The organism is Shewanella spartinae (assembly GCF_019457555.1).
In the GTDB taxonomy this organism is placed as follows: Bacteria; Pseudomonadota; Gammaproteobacteria; order Enterobacterales; family Shewanellaceae; genus Shewanella; species Shewanella loihica.
On record NZ_CP080418.1, the window covers coordinates 1,445,533 to 1,465,611 of the forward strand.

The following is a 20,079-nucleotide window of genomic DNA, read 5'->3' on the forward strand; positions in this document are numbered from 1 at the left end:
TCTAGTTTTCCCATCTTAGGCTGTGCCTCCAGTCCCATGTTGCCAGTCGCTCATCTCTAGGATTTGTGCGGTTCGCCATCAGTATTTTGTTATTTGAACTCAGATTTCCTGTCTTTCATTACTGCTGATATTAAAGCTGAGCGGCTAGTGATCGTGCGAGTTAGTCATTTTGCGCTGATTGCTTAGCGACAGAGGGAGAGCGATAGAAGGAGAGCGATAGAAGGAGAGCGATAGAAGGAGAGCGATAGAAGGAGAGCGATAGAAGGAAAGCGACAGAAGGAGAGCGAGGCTTGTCGAAGGGCTGAGTTTGATGCCTTGTCTTGGCAGCATGATAGGCGTCTCTGCTGGGTTAACTATGCAATTTATTCGGTTTTTTTTGATTTTTTTTGCAGTAAACCAAAAAAAATCGTGATGTTGATCGACAAACGTTACCGAATTGTGACAAGCCATTTAGTCTCTTGCTTGTATCGTTTACGTAAACGTCAAATTAAAACGTGCGTTTGATTTTGGGTGTTTTTGGGTTGCTTGTAAAGTATTGAAATAATTTGACTTTAATAGCCTTACTTGCAAGTAAAGCAAAACGTGCCGCCTTTTTATCAGTCAGGTTTCTAGGTGAAATATCTGTATCGATAAAATTACTTTCGGTAATAAATTTACGTAATAACTTTCAGTGGGTGGGGCTTGGTTCATTTGTCAGACAACTTTTAAATCTAGTCATTTTTTGATTTGTTATTTGTAGTATTTGTCGTTTATAAACATGGTTTTGTGTTGGTGTATCCTACTTGGTCTTACCAATTTTTTGTGATGTAACTCAGCTTTTTTCGCTGCTTTTCTCACCGCCCGTATTGTTGCAATCCCAACAGTTTGTTAGTAGGTTTTGTTCAAAACGTACATTTGTAACCCCTTGCTGGTGTTTCAAGCTGTATGGCCATCATTACAAGGTATGGCGGGCCTTAGGTTAAAGGCAGGAAGAATTGAAATTAACGGTAAGTGAGCGCTTGGGAGATATCGGGATGACTGAACAGGTAATGAATAAACATCAGCTAGAGACGGGATTGTCTATCCTGGGGGCGCCAGTGCCGGGGCAAGATATAGTGCTTAACGAAGGTGCGCTGAGTTTGCTTGAGGTCTTGTGTGATCAGTTTGCGGCAGAGGTACCTAAGCTACTCGAGATGCGCAGGCAGAAGCAGGAACTGATCGATAAGGGCGCGCTGCCCGATTTCTTACCCGAGACCCGTGCCATCAGAGACGGCGACTGGCAGATCCGCGGTATTCCCCAAGACCTGCAAGACAGACGCGTCGAGATCACAGGGCCAGTGGATCGCAAGATGATCATTAACGCCCTCAATGCCAACGTTAAAGTCTTTATGGCCGACTTCGAAGACTCTCTGGCGCCTAGTTGGAGCAAGGTGATTCAAGGCCAAATAAATTTGCGTGATGCCGTTCGTGGCGAGATAGAGTACACGGCGCCCGAGACAGGTAAGCATTATACACTCGATGATGATCCTGCCGTGCTTATCGCCCGTGTACGCGGTCTGCACCTTAAGGAGAAGCATGTCGCCTTTAATGGCGAGGCGATCCCTGGGGCACTGTTTGATTTCTGCCTCTACTTCTACCACAACTATCGCCAATTGCTGGAGAAGGGCAGCGGACCTTACTTCTATATTCCTAAACTCGAGAGTCATGTCGAGGCGCGCTGGTGGGCCAAGGTGTTTGCCTATGTCGAAGAGCGCTTCTGTCTAACGCCGGGCACCATCAAGTGTACCTGTCTTATCGAGACACTACCGGCGGTGTTCGAGATGGAGGAGATCCTCTATGAACTGCGCTCTAACATAGTCGCGCTCAACTGTGGCCGCTGGGACTACATCTTCAGCTACATCAAGACATTGAAGAAGCATAGCGACCGCATCTTGCCAGACCGTCAGGCGGTTACCATGGATAAGCCGTTCCTGAGCGCCTACTCACGCCTGCTTATCAAGACCTGTCACAAGCGTGGCGCCTTGGCGATGGGAGGCATGGCAGCCTTCATTCCGGCTAAGGATCAGGCGCAAAACGAGGCGGTACTGGTTAAGGTGCGCGGCGATAAGGAGCTTGAGGCGCGTAATGGCCATGACGGCACCTGGGTGGCACACCCTGGACTGGCCGACACCGCTATGGGGATCTTCAACGAATACATTGGTGAAGATCACGTCAACCAGCTGCATATCACCCGCGATGTCGATGCGCCGATTCTGGCCAGGGATCTCCTGATGCCTTGCGAAGGTGAGCGTACCGAGTCGGGCATGCGCCTGAACATTCGAATTGCGCTGCAATATATCGAGGCCTGGATCCGCGGCAACGGCTGTGTGCCCATCTACGGCTTGATGGAAGATGCCGCCACGGCAGAGATCTCACGTACCTCTATCTGGCAGTGGATCCAGCACGAGCAGAAGCTCTCTAACGGCAAGCTGGTCACCAAGGCGCTGTTCAAGGAGATGCTGGTTGAAGAGCTGGCAAACGTCAAACTTGAGGTGGGACCGGATCGTTTCACCCATGGCAGCTTCACCCAAGCCGCCGTATTGTTGGAAGAGATCACCACGGCAGATGAGTTGGTGGACTTCCTGACCCTGCCGGGCTACGAGATTTTGACCCAGGGCGATAACGCCTAACGAGATGATTTTATAAATGAAAGGGTAATACCCAAACCTATTTAGCGCCTTTGAATGTGAGTGGTATTGAGGGAGCTGGATGCTAACACCTGAGATGGAGAAGATTATGACTAAGGCAACTACACAGATTTCACGTCAACAACAGATTGATGCGATTAAGCAAGATTGGGCTGAAAATCCACGTTGGGCCGGCGTTCGTCGCCCCTATTCAGCAGAGGACGTAGTGGCCTTACGCGGTTCGATTGTCCCGGAAAATACTCTGGCAACCCGCGGCGCCGAGAAGCTATGGCAGCTGGTTAACGGTGGCGCTAAGAAAGGTTATGTTAACTCACTGGGTGCCCTGACCGGTGGTCAGGCGGTACAGCAGGCCAAGGCGGGTATCGAAGCCATCTACCTGTCGGGCTGGCAGGTGGCTGCCGATGCTAACCTGGCGGGCACCATGTACCCAGATCAGTCGCTCTATCCGGCAAACTCAGTGCCTGCAGTGGTTCAGCGCATCAACAATTCGTTCCGCCGCGCCGACCAGATCCAGTGGAGCAACGAGATAGACCCACAAGATGAGCGCTACACAGATTACTTCTTGCCTATCGTGGCCGATGCTGAAGCCGGTTTCGGTGGTGTACTTAACGCCTACGAGCTGATGAAGAACATGATCGATGCCGGCGCGGCGGGTGTGCACTTCGAAGATCAGCTGGCCTCGGTGAAGAAGTGTGGCCACATGGGCGGTAAGGTGTTGGTGCCGACCCAAGAAGCGGTGCAAAAGCTGGTTTCGGCGCGTTTGGCTGCCGACGTGAGCGGCGTACCAACTCTGGTTATCGCCCGTACCGATGCAAACGCTGCGGATCTGCTGACCTCTGATTGCGACCCTTATGATCGCGACTTCATCACCGGCGAGCGCACTTCAGAAGGTTTCTACCGTGTGAATGCTGGCATTGACCAGGCTATCTCTCGCGGTCTGGCCTACGCCCCATACGCGGACCTTATCTGGTGTGAGACAGCCAAGCCTGATCTTGAAGAGGCACGCCGCTTTGCCGAGGCGATCCATGCGCAATACCCAGATCAGCTGCTGGCCTATAACTGTTCACCTTCTTTCAACTGGAAGAAGAATCTGGATGACGCCACCATCGCCCGCTTCCAGCAGGAACTGTCGGACATGGGCTACAAGTACCAGTTCATCACCTTAGCCGGTATCCACAACATGTGGTACAACATGTTCGACCTCGCCTATGACTATGCGCGTGGTGAAGGCATGAAGCACTATGTCGAGAAGGTACAGGAAGTCGAATTCGCAGCGGCGAAGAAAGGCTACACCTTCGTGGCGCACCAGCAAGAGGTGGGTACGGGCTACTTCGATAAGGTGACCAATGTGATCCAGGGCGGCGAGTCTTCGGTCACGGCACTGACTGGCTCTACCGAAGAGGAGCAGTTCTAAAGTTTCGACTTGCTGTCCTTTAGCAGCGGTTGTTCCTCGCACTGTGTTCCTACGTGCAGTGCGAGGTTTTTCTTTCCTTTCTACTTGTTTATTTTTGCTTGCTTTGGCGGTCCCTCTTGAGCCGCCTTTTTTATTTTGTGCTTATCTATACGCTCCCGCAGCCGATAAAGAGATGAAATCCTCGCCAAGCGAGTAGCTGGCCCTGGATAAAGCCCAATTGCCACTGGCGGCTGATGTAATTGTTATGTTATAAGTTTTTCTGCCTATAATTCATCAAAGACGGCGCCGGCAAGCGAGCGCTATCCTTATTTTTTCATATAAAAGAGTAGATACGCATTGAACACTGCCATGTCAGGAAAAGGTGCAGAATACTGGACCAAACGCATCAGCGAACAGGAGATGCCGGCACTTAGCTCGACGGTGAAAACCCTTGAGAAACTAGCCAAAGATGATGTTTCCTCCCTGGCGATACTCGGCCGTAGCGTGATGCATGACAATGCGCTGACCTCGCGAATTCTTAAGGTGGCCAATAGCGCCATCTATAATAAGGGGATCTCCCACGTCACCACTGTGAGCCGCGCGGCCGTGGTACTGGGCTTCGATACCATACGCAACATCTGTATTACCGCCAAACTGCTCAGTAGCCTGCTAGAAAACAAGGGCTTATCTGAGCCTGTGTATCACAGGCTGCTCACCCTGATGGCCAGAGCCTTCCAGGCTGCCATGCTGGCCAAGATGATGCTTAAAGATCATGACGAAGAGCTGCAAGAAGAGGTGTTTATCGCCGCGCTGCTCTATCACCTGGGGGAGAGCGCCTTCTGGAGCATGGGCGGTGAGACCACAGAGCAGCTCGATGCGCGCCTCAATCAGGTCGATGAGAAGGAAGCCAATAACGTGGTCAGAGAGGTGCTGGGCACCTCCTTTACTCAGCTTTCCATGGGTATAGCCAAAAACTGGGGCCTCGGTGAGGTGCTGGTGAAGTCCCTGTCTAACCCCAACGAGCGCACGCCTGAGATCCGCTCCATCTATCTTGCCAATAAGATCAGCGAGTTGATGGCCAGCGACAGCAAGGATATTGCCGAGCTGAATCATCGAATCAAGCAGGCGGCAGACATGCTGGATCTCGAGGTGGATGAGTTTAAGGGGCGGATGATCCAGTGCAGCCACGCCACCCGAAAGCTGGCCGATACCTATGGCGCCAAGGTGCTGGTGGCCTTTTTGCCCGATACTCACCAATTGACGCTGGCGGCGGAGCCTGAGGCCGAGCCCATTAAGGTGCGTGAATTTAATGTCGACCTGCAACTGAAGAAGCTCAGGGAGCTCACAGATTGCGCCATTAACAAGGCGAACTTTAATGAGGTGATCACCATTACTCTGAGCGGTCTGCTTGATGGTATCGGCATGGATCGCTGCGCCGTCATGCTGCTCTCACCAAACCGTAAACGCCTGCAACCTCGCGTGGTGTTAGGCGAGAACGGCGATAAGATGAAGAATGAGTTTATCGTCGAGCTTAATCACGACAAGAATGTGTTTGCCGAGAGTGTCGATCTCAAGAAACCGCTGTTTATCGACAACCCTAGCTCGGAAAAGTGGCGTCTCTATACCGACGAAGAACTCAGGCGCCACACTTCAGCCATGGGCTTCATGCTGGCGCCGATATTGGTGGATAACAAGGTGATTGGCCTGTTATATGCCGACAGACACAGCTCGGAGCGCAAGCTGGCGGAAGTGGATTTCGAGCGCTTTACCCACTTCGCGCAGCTGACCAATCTCTGTCTATCTGTCTCTGTGCATTAGCACTACTCTTTCTGACTTGCGGCGCTGATTTGCGCCGTGATCCGTTTGGCCATGGCGTTGGGGATAGGAAAACTCAGGTGGTATTGCAATATCTTCCAGCCTTGTGGCGTCAGTACCAGAGTGCCTGTGCCGCGGCAGTTGCCGTATGACTTACTGCTTAAGTGCTCATCGAAGACTATCACGTCGCCGTGTTGCTCAAGCTGCCTCGAAACCAGGGGGTAGTGCCAGCCCTTTGTCGGGCGGGCATAGGCGGAAAATTCCTGCATGTTCCAGTTTTCCGTGGCATCGGTACCGATAAAGTGGGCATCCTGGGTATAGAGGGCGAAGTAGTTGTCCCAATCGGCGCTCGCGGCGTAGCCGTGAAGCTTGTCTAAGGTCTGGGTCGCCTCTAGCGGGATCTCGGCCCGGCAGATGCCGCTCAGCAGCAGGGCGCTGGCTGCCAAAAGCCAGGTCAGCATGGGATGTCTGACTGTCATGGTAAAACTCCTTTTTCGTGTCGTTAATGCCAGTTTACCGGATCTAGCTTGAAAAAATGACTCATCTGTTGATAGAGGGCCTGATGCTGCTGGTAAAACTCATGGGGGCGTTCGAAGAAGGTCTCGGTGATCACCGCGAAGAACTCTGCCTCGTTGGTGGCGCCGTAATAGTTAAACAGGCTGGGTTGATGCCACTTGGCATCTTCGCGCAGCCGCGTAAACTCCTGCGCCATGACGGTTGACCAAGATTGATAGTCGTTGGCATGGGCTAAGATGGGCGCACCGTTGGAGTGTCCATCTTCCTGATCCAGCTGATGGGCAAACTCGTGGATCACCACGTTGTGGCCATCGTAGGGCTGGGCAGCATCTTCCTTGGCCGTATGCCAGGAGAGCACCACCTTGCCAAATTCCCAGGACTCGCCGGAGAGTATGTTTTTGCGCTCCCAGAAGGTGCCATCGCCATTTTGCTGAGTCTGACTGACGATAAACAGGCTAGGGTAGACCAAGATCTGTTTCAGCTTAGGGTAGTAGTCGGTGTCGCGATTGAGCAGTAACAGACAAGCCTGGGCGGCTATGGTTACCCGGATCTCATCATCAATCTCTATCCCCTGGCAGCCGACGAACTGCTTCTCGGCGATGAAGATCTGGATGTGGCGCTTGAGCTGTAACTGCAGGTCGCTGGGGAGGGCGCGAAAATAGGGCATGCGGCGTTTGAGTATGGCGCGCCAGCTCTCGGGAAAGGGGCGCTTGGCGATCTGCGCGCGGCGATACCTGACATACTTTGGCTTAAACAGTATGTAACCTATGGCGGCGCTACTGACCAGCGCGAGAATAAAGATGGCTAGCATAAAAATCTCCCTATGATATAGCAAGATATGGTGTTGCTTGCCGCAAATTCAATCTTAGGGCCAGAAAAAGCGTGGAGAAAAAAGGCGTGGAGAAAAAAGCTGGCAGCCCTAAGTTCGGAAAATGAAATCTGTCGCTGCCAGAAAGGTTAGGGAGACGGGGCGAAAATGGCGACGCGCTGGGTGATGATGAGCCCAGCGCGTCTGGGGATATCGCTAATCGATTAATACTATCGCTAACTCATTCGACTAATTTAATCGACTATGATTGATTGTTCCTTCTGTTGCCGTTCGCTTTCCGATAACGAGTAATGGTGCTCGATGAGAAAGCGGATCAATTTCGACTTAGCCACGTCGCAGCCGCTGGCCAACTCGGCGAGGTGCGCGATGGCAGACTCGCTCAGGGTAAAGGTTGCCTTGCGATAGGGCCCAGTGCCCTTAGGCACCACCTTAGGTGTCGCCTGAGATGCGTGGCGATTCAAAAAATCGCCATCGAAGCCAGTCTCTAAGGCAATAACCTCGGCCATCTGCTGCACATTGCTCGGCTGCCCTGCGGCATAGTGTGTCGCATCCTCGATGAAGTCATCGATCAAGGCATCGAGCGAAATATTCAGCAGCTTACGGTTTTGTCTCGCGGCACTAGACTGCGTAGAGCTTTTCTTGAGATCGGCCAGACCCATAGTTACCCCTTAACTTATCCATCTGTTTTTCGGCGAGACGATTGCGAATTTCTGTAGCACTCGAAGCTTGCAGCATTTCACAGGCGATGCTGCGGATCTCCTCGGCGGCCTTGCCTTTTGGCTGAGTTTCCATGACAGACAGACCCGATTCTTCGCTGTCATCATATATGTTTCGGCTGTAGGTGATGGCGTCGAGCACGTTGATGTCGTAAGTCTTACACACCTCTTTCGCCTCAAAGATGCGGTTAGCCTGGTTTGGTAGGCTAGGGCATTGAGTGATCACGAAAGATGCGCGCATCTTAGGGTTAATCATCATACAGGTAGCGACGATATCATCCATGTGGCTGACGGTTTTCAAGTCTCTACGCTTAGGACGTAGTGGCATCAACACATGGGAGGCAACCGACATGGTGGCGCGCAGAGCCAGGTTATCCTGACCGCCACAGTCGACGATGACATAGTCATAGTGTTGCTCCAGGCTGAGCAGATCGTTGCGTATCTTGCCGTAGAGCTGTACGCAGTTGATGCTGGCCAGGGTGCCATTGTTGTTACGAGCTTGAATCCAGTCTGAGGTGGTCCGCTGGGGATCACAATCGACCATGATGACCGACGCGCCGCATTCTACCGTGAGAAATACCGCTATGTTTTGGGCTAAACAGCTCTTTCCGCTACCGCCTTTTTCACCGCCAACTAAAATGATCATTCTATTTCCTCTCGACTGCCAATGATTGCCGATGTTTGTTGTTAGGTTCCCAAGTGATGTACTGCTGTCTCGCGACCTCACCTGTTTGGGCATGAGTCCAATTTAGGTGTTAATTAATTGTTGGTCAACTACATGAAAATTGACGTTTTTTTTGATTATGGCGCTTGTCATTAAGTTGACGTTTTGGCCTGTTTGGCAGATATTTGACGCTAAGGGCTTGAGGTATGAAGTCTCAAGGATAATGTCTTTTAAAACATAAGGTTACTTTTTATTTGTTGGTTTTATTGCCTGGCTTGTCATGCCTATGTCTTAAAAGTGTAAGACTTTCACCCTACTTTTATTTCAAAAGGTGTGTATATTTAATTTTTATATTTCTAAATGTTATATGTGTAATGACTAAAACTTTGAACTCGGTTTGCTTGTCTCTGGAAAAATTTACCTTATGTTTCAAGGCGGCGGGCGGGAAATGAACAAGTGTTACTGCTATATATAGCAAGCTCCTTTTTATCCAAGCACTTTTTATTCAGAGCACTTGGTTTGGCGTCAGAGGTCACGTAAGCTGGACCCCGCACACCTCCCGATAGCCATTTAGGATAGTTAAGTTAGGATAGTTAAGATGGATCAACAGGCCTTAATCGAGGCGATTAATCAAAAAATGCCCTTTGGTAAATATGCAGGATTACGCTTACTCGAGCTGCCAGAGCCCTATTTAGTCTGGTTTCACAGCAAAGGCTTTCCCGACGGCAAGTTGGGTCAGCAGCTGGCGCTCATCTATGAGGTGAAGCTCAATGGCCTCGAGGGCATGCTCAAGCCGTTATTAGTTCCGCGCACTCAAGGATAAAACTCGGGAATGAGAGCTTGATCTAAAACTGATTCATTGAATGCTGTTTTAGGTACGCCGGGTAGAGATTTATGGCAAAGGCCATGTTTTAATGCAGGGGTTAAAGGCAAACACTTAAGGAATGACAATGATAACTAAATTAGTTCGTTTAGCCGCTGCGGCCACCTTAGCCCTGGGGATCTCGAGTGCCTGGGCGGCTGGTGTAGTGCATCAGGGCACAGTGGTCGATACCATGAACGGTGGCGGTTATACCTATGTTCAGATCAAAGAAGCCGACAAGACTTTCTGGGCGGCTGGACCTCAGGCAGAGGTGAAAAAAGGTGACGTAGTTGTCGTTCAAGAGCAGATGTGGATGAATGACTTTACCAGCAAGACGCTTAACCGTACCTTCGACGAACTGCTATTTGTGGGTCGCATCGACAAGAAGTAGCCTAGGCGGCTTAGCAGCCTGGCCAAGCGTGAAAGACAGAATGTAAGAGTCTAAACATAATAGATAGTGCCGCTAACTTGTTATCGGCACTATTTTTTTGCCAGATGGGCGACTAATATAAGCTGCAATTTACGACAAGCCAGTTTGCTAAAAGTGGTGGCAAAGAGTTGGTAGCGGCCAGTGTTACTCGGCCGGTATTACTCGGCCAGTATCTCTTGGCAAAAGCCACTCTGTGAGATTTGATTAGGTGATGATTAAGATAATTCCCTACCGAAAGGGATATAGCACTCAGGTCAGCGAGGTCTATCATCTGGCGGTGCACGCGATTGACGAGACCCATTACAGTGAGGCGCAGAAGTGCGCCTGGTCGAGGGCGCCGCGCTCTGGCTATCACTGGCATAAACGCCTGACCCGCTCACAGGCCTGGTTGGCTGTCGACACAGAAAGCCTAGTTGGCGGGCTACCCCGCTGCGTCGGCTTTATCAATGTGGAGACTCACTATGCCTCGCGAGGATATATCGACAGTCTCTATGTGCACCCTGAATATCAGGGGCGGGGGATAGCACGTCAACTGCTACGCCAGCTAGTGTCATGGTCGGCGGCGCAGGGGATGCTCGAGCTGAGCGTCGATGCCTCTAGTCTGTCGCGGCCACTGTTTTTGGCCGAGGGGTTTGCTCTGCGACACAAGCAATATCAGGAAAAGGCAGGCCAAATATTTATGGCCTACTATCTGGTGAAGTCTCAGGCCTAGTCTAGCTAAATAGCCTTCCTAGTTAGCCTCGCTACTTAGTTTTCCCACTTTAATCTCGATATGTTCTCAGACAAGCAAGTTAAATAAACCTAATAACGTCCCCGAGTTTTCAGGCCTAACTTAATTCTGATTTGGACCGAGCTATAGGCCGTCCAGGTGACTGGTATACAACACATGGGGCGGCATGACGCCGTGGAGCCCCTCTTCGCGCTGCATGTAGCGGATGAAGGCCTGGGGTAGGGTGAGCGCCTCAATCGATTCCTGTTGCTCGGCTCTGAGCAGGTCCTGATAGCCTTCCTTGCCCGATGCCGTATAGGCCGAGGAGACGCCGCTATACATGCGGTCTGGCATCACACTGTGCCACTGCATCTCGCCAGCAATTTCGGTCAAGATCTCCAGCTGCAGGATGCGGGTGCCCAGCGGCTGCCTGCCGTCATAACAATATTTGAGGCCATAGGTGTAGGGGAAGCTGCCGGCGCCCGTGCCGGTAATGCTGTTGTTGGTGGCCGAGTTGATGGCCGACTCTAGGGTCTGATACAGGTAGCGGCCCAATATGCGATATTTCACCAGGGGGAGGGCGAAGGGCAGCAGGCGCCCCAGCACGTCGGCCATGGTCACTGTGCCCTTGTTGAGTGACTGCCTGACGCCGCCGGCATTGTGCAGGGCAAAGTCCACCTGAAGATCGAGTCTGCGGGTCTCATGATAGATACTCTTGCAGACCCAGGGGGCGATTTCGCTGCCATGGGGCAGCGCCTTGCTCGGCAGGCGGGTGTGGATCAAGTTTTTCGGCACAAACCCCAGCACTTGATGCTCCAGCGCGTCTACGGCCGGGCGATAGCGCTGGGCGATCACCTGATTGATCTCGCTTAGCTCTTCATCCCACAATCCTTCATTCCACAGCACGCCAGGATGCGACATGAGCTGCTGTTTCAGCGCGTTGTAGGTAGCGGCGGTGACCTCTTGCTCCCCTTCGATGATCAGATGCTCATCAAGCATGAAGTAGTTGTGTCCGGCAAGTGACGTAACGCGCCCCTTGTCGTCAAATTCGATGTCGCACAGCCCTAGGGTTTCGGCGTACTTGCCTGCATGCAAAATAGGCGTGTCTTCCTCGCAGTAGCCATAGGGTAGGGCGTTGATGCCGATGGCGCCGAAATCGCCCTGCAGGGTATGTGAGTGACCACCGACGATCAGGCTGATGCCGGGGACTTCTCTGGCTAATTCTTTATCCTTATCCCAACCTAGATGGCTCAGCACCAAGATATGATCTATGCCGTCGGCCTTGAGTTTGGCTACCGTATTGGCTGTGGTCGCGATGGCGTTGGCAAAATGGGTATCTTCATCTGGCCTGGCGATCTCTTTCATCTGATCTAGGGTGATCCCTATGATGGCGATCTGCTTGTCGCCCAGGGGCTTTAGCAGCACCTTGGCCATCTGGCGCTCGGGAATATAGTCAAATAGCTTGGGGTGGCCGGCGAGTCTGTCCTGCTTTAGGGGATCTTCCTGGCTGAGGTCCATGTTGCCGGCGAGCAGGGGGAAGTTAATGGTATCGAGAAACCGTTTAACCGGTTGATTGCCAGCGTCTATCTCATGGTTGCCCAGCACCATGGCATCTGGGGCGAGGCGATTGAGCAGATCGGCGTTGGCGACGCCCTTAAACTGATTGAAGTAGAGAGTGCCCTGAAAGCTGTCGCCCCCATGCAGAAACAGAAAATCTTGCCCGGCATCTACCGCTTGCTGACGCGCTTGCTGCACCTGATAGCCGATCCTGGCATAGCCACCGCTATGGCTATAGACCTCATAACTTTGTTGCTCATGGGTGAGCAGAAATTGAACGCGTGAAGGATCGAAGTGAGAGTGGGTGTCGTTGATGTGTGCAAGCTTGAGCGAATATCTGTTGGTCATGTAGGCTCCATCTGTGAAGCGGGCAAGTATACCTCAGCGGGGGTAAATGAAAAAGGGAAGCATTCGCTTCCCTTTGTTAACTTTTCTTAAGTATTTAATGAGCTGCTAATTTATATCGGCTCAGTACTTAAGTTATTTGGGTTATTTGCTCACCTTACCCAGAGGTTCTGTCTCCGCGACGCTGGCCTCTTGCGGCTCGCTCTGCGGCGTTTCGTCATCTTCTGACGAGCCCTCATCCGAGATGCGTATCCCCTTGTGAGTCATGCGGCGTTTCCACAGGCGTCTTGCCAGTTGCTGCATGTCGGTCACTGGGTCGTTGCTGTCGACAATCTCCAGGCCCAGCAGGGACTCGATGATATCTTCCAGGGTGACTATACCGTGGCCACTGCCGTATTCATCCACCACCATGGCGATCTTGGTGTTGCGCTTAATCATCAGCTGGAACAGCGGCAATATCTTGGCCGTTTCCGGCACGATAACCAGGTTACGACGCACCGCCGAAATAGGCGCCTGAGGCGTGTCCCGCTCCGACAACAAGATAGTGTTGCGGTTAACATAACCCACGATATTGTCGCGATCGCCATCGAAGACCGGGATACGGGTAAAGGGGCTCTTCTTATGCAGCTTGGCAAACTCGGTCTGAGTCATGGAAGCTGGCACGCTGAACATCACGGTTCTCGGCGTCATGATGGCGGTAACCGGCATCTCCTTGACCGACAGCATCTGCGTCAGAATCATAGATTCCTGCTCGTCCAGCTCACCCGATTCATGGCCTATCTTGGCCATGGCGCTCATCTCCTGGCGAATGTATTGGCCATCGTCGCCCTTGCCCAGCTTGCGAGTCACCTGCTGTGACATCCAGATCAGCGGCTTAGTAATGCGTTCCATCCACAGCAGCACCAGCGATACACTTGGAGCTAGGCTGCGCCAGTAGTTTGCCCCCAGTGTCTTAGGGATGATCTCTGAGAAGAAGAGGATCAAGAAGGTCAGAACGCCCGAGAAGACACCTAGCATCTCATCGCCAAACACCTTTGCGGCCTGCGCACCGGCAACGGCGGCACCCACGGTATGGGCGATAGTGTTCAGGGTCAAGATAGAGACCAGTGGCGATTCCACATTCTCCTTCTGGTGGCTCAAACGCTCGGCCGCCGCGGGATGGGTTTCTTTCAGGTTCGCGATAAAGCTAGGGGTAACAGACAGAAGCACGGCTTCGAATACACTACAGAGAAAAGAGATCCCGATAGCGACAAAGACAATAACAATAAGGGTTATCATGGGGGAGGTAAAACAACTCCAGGTAGCAAGCCAATATTAGCTTGGGAGGGATTCTAGCATAGTCTATTTCCTTACTGGCTAAAATTTATTGATATCTGTATAATTCGCCGCCCTGTGGCAGGTTTTGGTGTTGAGGTTAGTCAAAATGAGTGAAAAAAAGATCAATTTATTGGATCTCGATCGTAAGGGATTGAGAGCGCTATTTACCGAGATGGGTGAAAAGCCTTTCCGTGCCGATCAATTGATGAAGTGGCTTTACCATTTTGGCGTGAGTGACTTCGAACAAATGACCAACATCAACAAGGTGTTACGTGCCAAACTGGCCGCGCGTTGTGAGGTGGTGGCGCCCGAGATCTCCAGCTACCAGAAGTCTGCCGATGGCACCATCAAGTTCGCCATCAACGTGGGCAATGGCCAAGAAGTTGAAACTGTCTACATCCCCGAAGAGGACCGTGCCACCCTGTGTGTCTCTTCTCAGGTTGGTTGTGCCCTTGAGTGTACCTTCTGCTCGACTGCCCAGCAGGGCTTTAACCGTAACCTTACCGTGTCTGAGATTGTTGGCCAGATCTGGCGTGTGTCCCATTTCCTCGGTTTCCAGAAAGAGACCGGCGAGCGTCCTATCTCCAACGTGGTGATGATGGGCATGGGAGAGCCGCTGCTGAACCTGAAAAACGTTATGCCGGCTATCGATATTATGCTGGATGACTTTGGCTTCAGCCTCTCTAAGCGCCGCGTGACCGTGTCTACCTCGGGCGTGGTGCCTGCGCTGGATATCTTGGGTGATAACCTGGATGTGGCGCTGGCGGTAAGTATTCACGCGCCAAACGATGAGCTGCGTGATGTGCTGGTGCCGGTCAACAAGAAGTATCCGCTGCAGGAGTTTCTGGCGGCGATCCGTCGTTATCTGGCCAAGTCCAACGCCAACCGCGGCCGCGTGACCCTGGAATATGTGATGCTTGATCATATCAACGACAGCACAGATCAGGCCCATGAGCTGGCAAAGTTGATGAAAGATACCCCTTGTAAGATCAACCTGATTCCTTTTAACCCTTATCCGGGGTCGCCATACGGGCGTTCATCGAACTCACGTATCGACAGATTCTCTAAGGTGTTGATGGAATATGGTCTGACGGTGATCGTTCGTAAGACCCGCGGAGACGATATTGACGCGGCCTGTGGCCAGTTGGCCGGGGATATTCGCGACCGAACCAAACGTTTAGCGAAAAAACGCATGCAAGATAGTCAGATTTCAGTCACAATAAACTAACTTATTGTATCTGCTACTAGATAGGCTTGCGAATGTTAAGCAAAAAGCCAACATTGACCCTGTTAGTCATCCTGACCTCGGCGCTGATGTCAGGATGCGTGACTGAAAGAACCTACAGTGGCACAGATGTGCCCGTTCAAGAGCGTACCTTCGACAACGTTTCTGCCGCCCGTCAACGGGTGCAGCTGGGCCTGACCTATCTGCAGAAAGGCAACAGCGAACAAGCCAAGTACAACCTGGATAAGGCGCTCGAGTTTGCGCCTAACATCGAAGATGTACACGTAGCCTTAGCCTATTACTATCAATCGGTTGGCGAATTAGAGCTGACCGAGAAGGCGTATCGCAACGCCATCAACGCCAGCGATGCCAGCGGCGATTCCATGAATAATTTCGGCGTGTTTCTCTGCCAGCAGGCGAAGTACGATCAAGCCGAAGAGATGTTTCTTCGGGCGGTAAAAATGCCCAAATACACCCGTTCGGCCTCCAGCTATGAGAACCTGGGGATCTGTAGCCGCAAGTCGGGTGACCTGCAAAAAGCACAACGCTACTTCGAGATGGCACTTAACTACGACCCGCGTCGTGCCAACTCCCTATTAGAACTGTCTGAGATCGAATTGGATCTGGGGAACTACTCCGCCGCCAAGAAAGGCCTGGCGCGTTACCATAGAGTAGTGCCCGAATCGGCTCAGAGTCTGGCGTTGGGAATTAAAATTGAGCAAGGCCTAAATGACCCTGAAGCGATGAGAAAATTTGGCATTCTTCTCCTGGCTAAGTTTCCCGCTTCCAATGAGGCCAAGCAGTATAGAGCAAGCATGCACTAATGACTGATAATCAAATCGATATGCTCAAGGATGATGCTGAGAAACCAAAGGAAACCGGTGAAACACTGGGCCAGTGGTTAAAGGCGGTGCGTGAGTCGCGCCAGATGACTTTAGCCAGCGTGGCCGAGCAACTCAATCTGCGCCCATCGATTGTTCAAGATCTCGAGGCGGACAACTATGACAACATAGCGTCGGCGACCTATGTCAAAGGCTATGTGAAGAATTACGCCCGTATCCTGGGGCTGGAGATGGCCAAGGTGGATGCCTACCTGGCCGAAAGCTTTCCCGTGGTCAGCGCGCCTACCATGCAGAGCTTCTCCCGCAAGACGACGCGCCAGGCCAGAGACGGTCGCCTGATGCTGGTAACTTATCTCATCATCTTCGTCTTGTTGGCCTTGCTGGTACTCTGGTGGGTGCAAAAGTCCGCCATGGTTGCCGATCTGGACCTTTCCAAGCCATCGGTGGAAGAGACTGCCGAGCTCTCGACCCTGCCAGCCTCGTCTGAGCCTATGCTAGCTCAAGACCCACAGGCGGGTACAGGCATCGAGATGCCAAGAGAGCAAGCTGCGCCTGATCAAACTGTGTCTGATCAAACTGTGCCTGATCAAACAATGGCGGAGGAATCTGCCGGTGCACAGCTGACAGGCGAACAGGCCGAAAACCTGCCATCTGAGGCGCGCTCGACACCTGAGACTGGCGTCGCGCTGGAAGTGATTAACCCAAATTCCCAAGCAGATGAACCCCTTAAGAGCGAAGGCGATGCCGTGTTGGCTCTGAGCCTGAGTGGTGATTGCTGGATCAAGGTGACAGATGCCGACGGCAAGGTGCTGGTCAATGGCCTCAAGCTGGCAGGCAAAGAGATGAATGTCTTTGGTCAGGCGCCGTTTAAGGTTATATTGGGGGCGCCTCAGTCGCTGACCATGCGTCTCAATGGTGAACAAGTTGATTTGGCCAAGTATCCCAGTGGCCGAGTTGCCAGACTGACGGTCGGTAGCGCCGTCAATCTTTGAAGTAAAAGAGTGAATTAAGATGTACAACGAGTCCCCAATCATTCGCCGCCCTTCGACACGCATCTATGTGGGCGATGTGCCCATCGGTGATGGCGCGCCAATCGCCGTGCAATCTATGACCAACACCCGCACCACAGATGTGGAGGCCACGGTGGCTCAGATCCGCGCGCTGGAAAATGTCGGCGCCGATATCGTACGTGTCTCTGTGCCCACCATGGATGCCGCCGAGGCGTTCAAGGTGATCAAACAGCAGACTAAGGTCCCCCTGGTTGCCGATATCCATTTCGATTACCGTATCGCCCTGAAAGTGGCGGAATATGGCGTGGATTGTCTGCGTATCAACCCGGGCAACATAGGCAACGAAGAGCGCATCCGCAGCGTGGTGGAGTGTGCCCGCGACAAGAATATCCCGATCCGTATCGGTGTTAACGGTGGTTCATTAGAGAAAGACCTGATGGACAAGTACAAGGAGCCGACGCCGCAGGCCTTGCTGGAATCGGCCATGCGCCATGTGGATATTCTCGATAGACTCAATTTCGATCAGTTTAAGGTGAGTGTGAAGGCATCAGATGTCTTCCTGGCGGTGGAGTCATATCGTCTGCTGGCCAAACAGATCAAGCAGCCGCTGCACCTTGGGATCACCGAGGCAGGTGGTGCCCGCGCCGGCGCCGTGAAGTCGGCCGTTGGCCTTGGCATGTTGCTGGCCGAAGGGATTGGCGACACCCTGCGTATCTCGCTGGCCGCCGATCCCGTTGAGGAGATCAAGGTCGGTTTCGACATCCTCAAATCCCTGCGTATTCGCTCACGCGGCATCAACTTCATCGCCTGCCCATCTTGCTCGCGTCAGGAGTTCGATGTGATCGCCACGGTGAACGAGCTCGAGCGTCGCCTGGAAGATGTAGTGACCCCTATGGATGTCTCCATCATAGGTTGTGTGGTCAATGGTCCGGGCGAAGCTCTGGTATCTGACATTGGCCTGACCGGCGGTAATCGTAAGAGCGGTTACTATGACGACGGTGTGCGCCAGAAGGAGCGTTTCGACAACGAGCATATCGTCGATCAGCTCGAGGCGAAGATCCGCGCCAAGGTCGCCAGCGTCGACGCGCGTATACCGACCACCGATATCACGGAATAACCCTTTGCTCGCTGCGCAGAAGATGGGGCTTTTAGCTCCGTTTGTGGCGCAGCTCACTGGCGCGCCGCGCCGGTTTTGCGTTTATTGTTGATGCGCCTATAATGCGAGGCGCTTTTTTATTTTTTACAGCTAAATTTCGGACGAGTTGATACAGTGGCAAAACAGATTCAAGCGATTCGCGGAATGAACGATATTCTGCCGACCCAGAGCCCGCTATGGCAAAAACTAGAAGCAGTGTTGCGTGATACCGTTGCGGCCTATGGTTACAGCGAGATCCGCACTCCTATCGTAGAGAGTACCGACCTGTTCAAACGTTCCATCGGCGAAGTGACAGATATCGTCGAGAAAGAGATGTATACCTTTGCCGATCGCAATGGCGATCTGCTGACTCTGCGCCCAGAAGGCACAGCCTCTACCGTGCGTGCGGGTAACGAGCACGGCCTGCTTTACAATCAAGAGCAGCGTCTGTGGTACATGGGCCCCATGTTCCGCCACGAGCGTCCACAGAAGGGGCGCTACCGTCAATTTAACCAGTTCGGTGTCGAGGTCTATGGTATCGCCTCGGCCGATATCGACGCCGAAGTCTTGATGATGTCCCACCGCCTGTGGCAGAAGCTGGGGATCAGCGAGCATGTGAAGCTTGAGCTGAACACCCTGGGGGATGCCGAGGAGCGCGCGGCCTACCGTGATGCCCTGGTCGCCTTCCTGGAGCAGCACAAGGAGAAGCTGGACGAAGACAGCCAGCGCCGCATGTATTCAAATCCGCTGCGCGTACTGGACAGCAAGAACCCAGATGTGCAGGCGCTGCTGGGTGATGCCCCGGCGCTGATGGATTACCTCGGCGAAGAAAGTCGCGGTCATTTTGCACATTTGTGTGAACTACTTGAAGCCGTTGGCATCCAATACGAAATTAACCCTCGTCTGGTGCGCGGTTTAGATTACTATAACCGCACCGTATTCGAATGGGTCACCGACAGCCTGGGTGCTCAGGGAACCGTGTTGGCCGGTGGTCGTTACGACGGCCTGGTAGGTCAACTGGGTGGCAAAGACACCCCGGCGGTAGGCTTTGCCATGGGGCTCGAGCGCATCGTATTGATGCTGGAGACGCTGGCGCTGACCGACGATGTATCCGGTCCGGTGGATGTGTATGTTACGGCCATGGGCGATGATTGCCGTGTGGCGGCCATCAAGGTGGCGCAGCAGTTACGTGAAGTCGACGGCCTCAAGGTGATGAGTCACTGCGGAGGCGGTAACTTCAAGAAGCAGATGAAACGTGCCGATAAGAGCGGCGCCAAGCTTGCCATAGTGATCGGTGAGACTGAACTGGCCAATGGTCAGGTGGCGCTAAAATATCTGCGTGAAGAGAAAGAACAAGAATTGGTTGCACAGGATTCGTTAGCAGCTTACGTTGCAGAACTGATTTAAAGAGGAAGAGAAACGTGGAAATTTATAGCACAGAAGAACAACAAGTCGATGCTATCAAACAGTTCTGGAAAGACTATGGCAACTCGATTGTCATAGGTGCAGTGGTAGGCCTGGGTGGCCTTTACAGCTGGAACTACTATTCAGATTATAAGGTGGCTCAGGCAGAAGAAGCCTCTGAAGCCTTCCAAACCATCAGCAACTCGGTCAAAGCCGATTCAAGCATGCTGGCGGCTGCAGAGAGCTTTGCTAAAGACCACGACGGTCAGCAGGGCTATCAGGCGCTATTACAACTGATCGTGGCCAAGGCCGCGGTAGAAGCCGGTGAGTTGGATAAGGCCGAGCAGGCCCTTAAGCAGATCTTGGTCAGCAAGCCTGAAGAAGGTCTGGTTGCGGTTGCGACATTGCGTCTTGCCCGCGTGCAGGCAGAGCAAGGTCAGCTGGCAACAGCACTGGCGACTCTGGAGCAGCTTAATACGCCTTCGTTTGCCGTACAGCGTGATGAGTTAAAAGGTGATTTCCTGGTACGTCAAGGCGATGCCGACAAGGCAAAGAGCGCCTATCAGTCAGCCCTGGACAATGGCGGAGCGACTTCAAGCCCAGCCTTACAGATGAAGCTAGATAACCTGAACAAGGCATAAGGA

18 protein-coding genes are annotated in these 20,079 nt (G+C 52.6%); 12 read left to right on the top strand and 6 right to left on the bottom strand.

The features are described 5' to 3' along the window. Positions 1–1,013: 1,013 nt before the first annotated feature. From aceB to K0I31_RS06405, 3 genes are all read left to right on the top strand, one after another. Positions 1,014–2,648, top strand: coding sequence for a malate synthase A (aceB, locus tag K0I31_RS06395; protein WP_220080278.1), 1,635 nt, complete (start codon positions 1,014–1,016; stop codon positions 2,646–2,648). A 106-nt stretch (positions 2,649–2,754) separates the two neighbouring features. Further along, the gene (aceA, locus tag K0I31_RS06400) at positions 2,755–4,080 is read left to right on the top strand and encodes an isocitrate lyase (RefSeq protein ID WP_041406525.1); all 1,326 of its coding nucleotides are present in this window, start codon (positions 2,755–2,757) and stop codon (positions 4,078–4,080) included. A 348-nt stretch (positions 4,081–4,428) separates the two neighbouring features. Then, positions 4,429–5,877 (top strand): HDOD domain-containing protein, encoded by a 1,449-nt coding sequence (locus tag K0I31_RS06405; RefSeq protein WP_220073459.1) that lies wholly within the window; start codon positions 4,429–4,431, stop codon positions 5,875–5,877. 2 nt (positions 5,878–5,879) lie between these two features. Here the strand turns inward: K0I31_RS06405 and K0I31_RS06410 are convergent, their stop codons facing one another. From K0I31_RS06410 to K0I31_RS06425, 4 genes are all read right to left on the bottom strand, one after another. Then, positions 5,880–6,353 carry a nuclear transport factor 2 family protein gene (locus tag K0I31_RS06410; protein ID WP_220080279.1) on the bottom strand — a complete coding sequence of 158 codons (474 nt, stop codon included), beginning with the start codon at positions 6,351–6,353 and terminating at the stop codon, positions 5,880–5,882. 23 nt (positions 6,354–6,376) lie between these two features. Then, positions 6,377–7,201, bottom strand: a complete 825-nt coding sequence (locus K0I31_RS06415) for a M90 family metallopeptidase (RefSeq protein ID WP_220080280.1) — start codon at positions 7,199–7,201, stop codon at positions 6,377–6,379. A gap of 251 nt (positions 7,202–7,452) precedes the next feature. Beyond that, positions 7,453–7,878: a CopG family transcriptional regulator gene (locus tag K0I31_RS06420; RefSeq protein WP_220080281.1), complete on the bottom strand. Its 426-nt coding sequence runs from the start codon at positions 7,876–7,878 to the stop codon at positions 7,453–7,455. Continuing rightward, positions 7,838–8,581 (bottom strand): AAA family ATPase, encoded by a 744-nt coding sequence (locus K0I31_RS06425; RefSeq protein WP_011865083.1) that lies wholly within the window; start codon positions 8,579–8,581, stop codon positions 7,838–7,840. The genes K0I31_RS06420 and K0I31_RS06425 overlap by 41 nt, the downstream gene beginning before the upstream one ends. A 616-nt stretch (positions 8,582–9,197) precedes the next feature. Here K0I31_RS06425 and K0I31_RS06430 point away from each other — a divergent pair. From K0I31_RS06430 to K0I31_RS06440, 3 genes are all read left to right on the top strand, one after another. Then, the gene (locus K0I31_RS06430) at positions 9,198–9,422 is read left to right on the top strand and encodes a DUF3820 family protein (RefSeq protein ID WP_220080282.1); all 225 of its coding nucleotides are present in this window, start codon (positions 9,198–9,200) and stop codon (positions 9,420–9,422) included. 127 nt (positions 9,423–9,549) lie between these two features. Continuing rightward, the gene (locus K0I31_RS06435) at positions 9,550–9,852 is read left to right on the top strand and encodes a hypothetical protein (protein WP_011865085.1); all 303 of its coding nucleotides are present in this window, start codon (positions 9,550–9,552) and stop codon (positions 9,850–9,852) included. A 250-nt stretch (positions 9,853–10,102) separates the two neighbouring features. Then, positions 10,103–10,603: a GNAT family N-acetyltransferase gene (locus K0I31_RS06440; protein ID WP_220080786.1), complete on the top strand. Its 501-nt coding sequence runs from the start codon at positions 10,103–10,105 to the stop codon at positions 10,601–10,603. A gap of 141 nt (positions 10,604–10,744) precedes the next feature. Here the strand turns inward: K0I31_RS06440 and K0I31_RS06445 are convergent, their stop codons facing one another. Together K0I31_RS06445 and K0I31_RS06450 are read right to left on the bottom strand one after the other, a co-directional pair. Continuing rightward, positions 10,745–12,505 carry a bifunctional metallophosphatase/5'-nucleotidase gene (locus K0I31_RS06445; RefSeq protein ID WP_220080283.1) on the bottom strand — a complete coding sequence of 587 codons (1,761 nt, stop codon included), beginning with the start codon at positions 12,503–12,505 and terminating at the stop codon, positions 10,745–10,747. A 141-nt stretch (positions 12,506–12,646) separates the two neighbouring features. Next, positions 12,647–13,780, bottom strand: a complete 1,134-nt coding sequence (locus K0I31_RS06450; RefSeq protein ID WP_220080284.1) for a CNNM domain-containing protein — start codon at positions 13,778–13,780, stop codon at positions 12,647–12,649. Between the two features lie 145 nt (positions 13,781–13,925). Between K0I31_RS06450 and rlmN the strand changes: the two genes are divergently transcribed. From rlmN to K0I31_RS06480, 6 genes are all read left to right on the top strand, one after another. After that, a complete protein-coding gene (rlmN, locus tag K0I31_RS06455; RefSeq protein WP_144203467.1) occupies positions 13,926–15,047 on the top strand; it encodes a dual-specificity RNA methyltransferase RlmN in 1,122 nt (373 codons plus the stop codon). Between the two features lie 32 nt (positions 15,048–15,079). Then, complete coding sequence (gene pilW, locus K0I31_RS06460; protein ID WP_011865090.1) at positions 15,080–15,868, top strand: type IV pilus biogenesis/stability protein PilW; 789 nt, start codon at positions 15,080–15,082, stop codon at positions 15,866–15,868. Next, on the top strand, positions 15,868–16,878 hold the full coding sequence (locus K0I31_RS06465; RefSeq protein WP_220080285.1) for a RodZ domain-containing protein: 1,011 nt from the start codon (positions 15,868–15,870) through the stop codon (positions 16,876–16,878). Before pilW ends, K0I31_RS06465 begins: the two co-directional genes overlap by 1 nt. Before the next feature lie 19 nt (positions 16,879–16,897). Further along, positions 16,898–18,013, top strand: a complete 1,116-nt coding sequence (gene ispG, locus K0I31_RS06470) for a flavodoxin-dependent (E)-4-hydroxy-3-methylbut-2-enyl-diphosphate synthase (protein WP_011865092.1) — start codon at positions 16,898–16,900, stop codon at positions 18,011–18,013. A 153-nt stretch (positions 18,014–18,166) separates the two neighbouring features. Further along, positions 18,167–19,438, top strand: a complete 1,272-nt coding sequence (hisS, locus tag K0I31_RS06475; RefSeq protein ID WP_220044695.1) for a histidine--tRNA ligase — start codon at positions 18,167–18,169, stop codon at positions 19,436–19,438. A 14-nt stretch (positions 19,439–19,452) separates the two neighbouring features. After that, complete coding sequence (locus K0I31_RS06480) at positions 19,453–20,076, top strand: tetratricopeptide repeat protein (RefSeq protein ID WP_011865094.1); 624 nt, start codon at positions 19,453–19,455, stop codon at positions 20,074–20,076. The last annotated feature ends 3 nt before the right edge of the window (positions 20,077–20,079 follow it).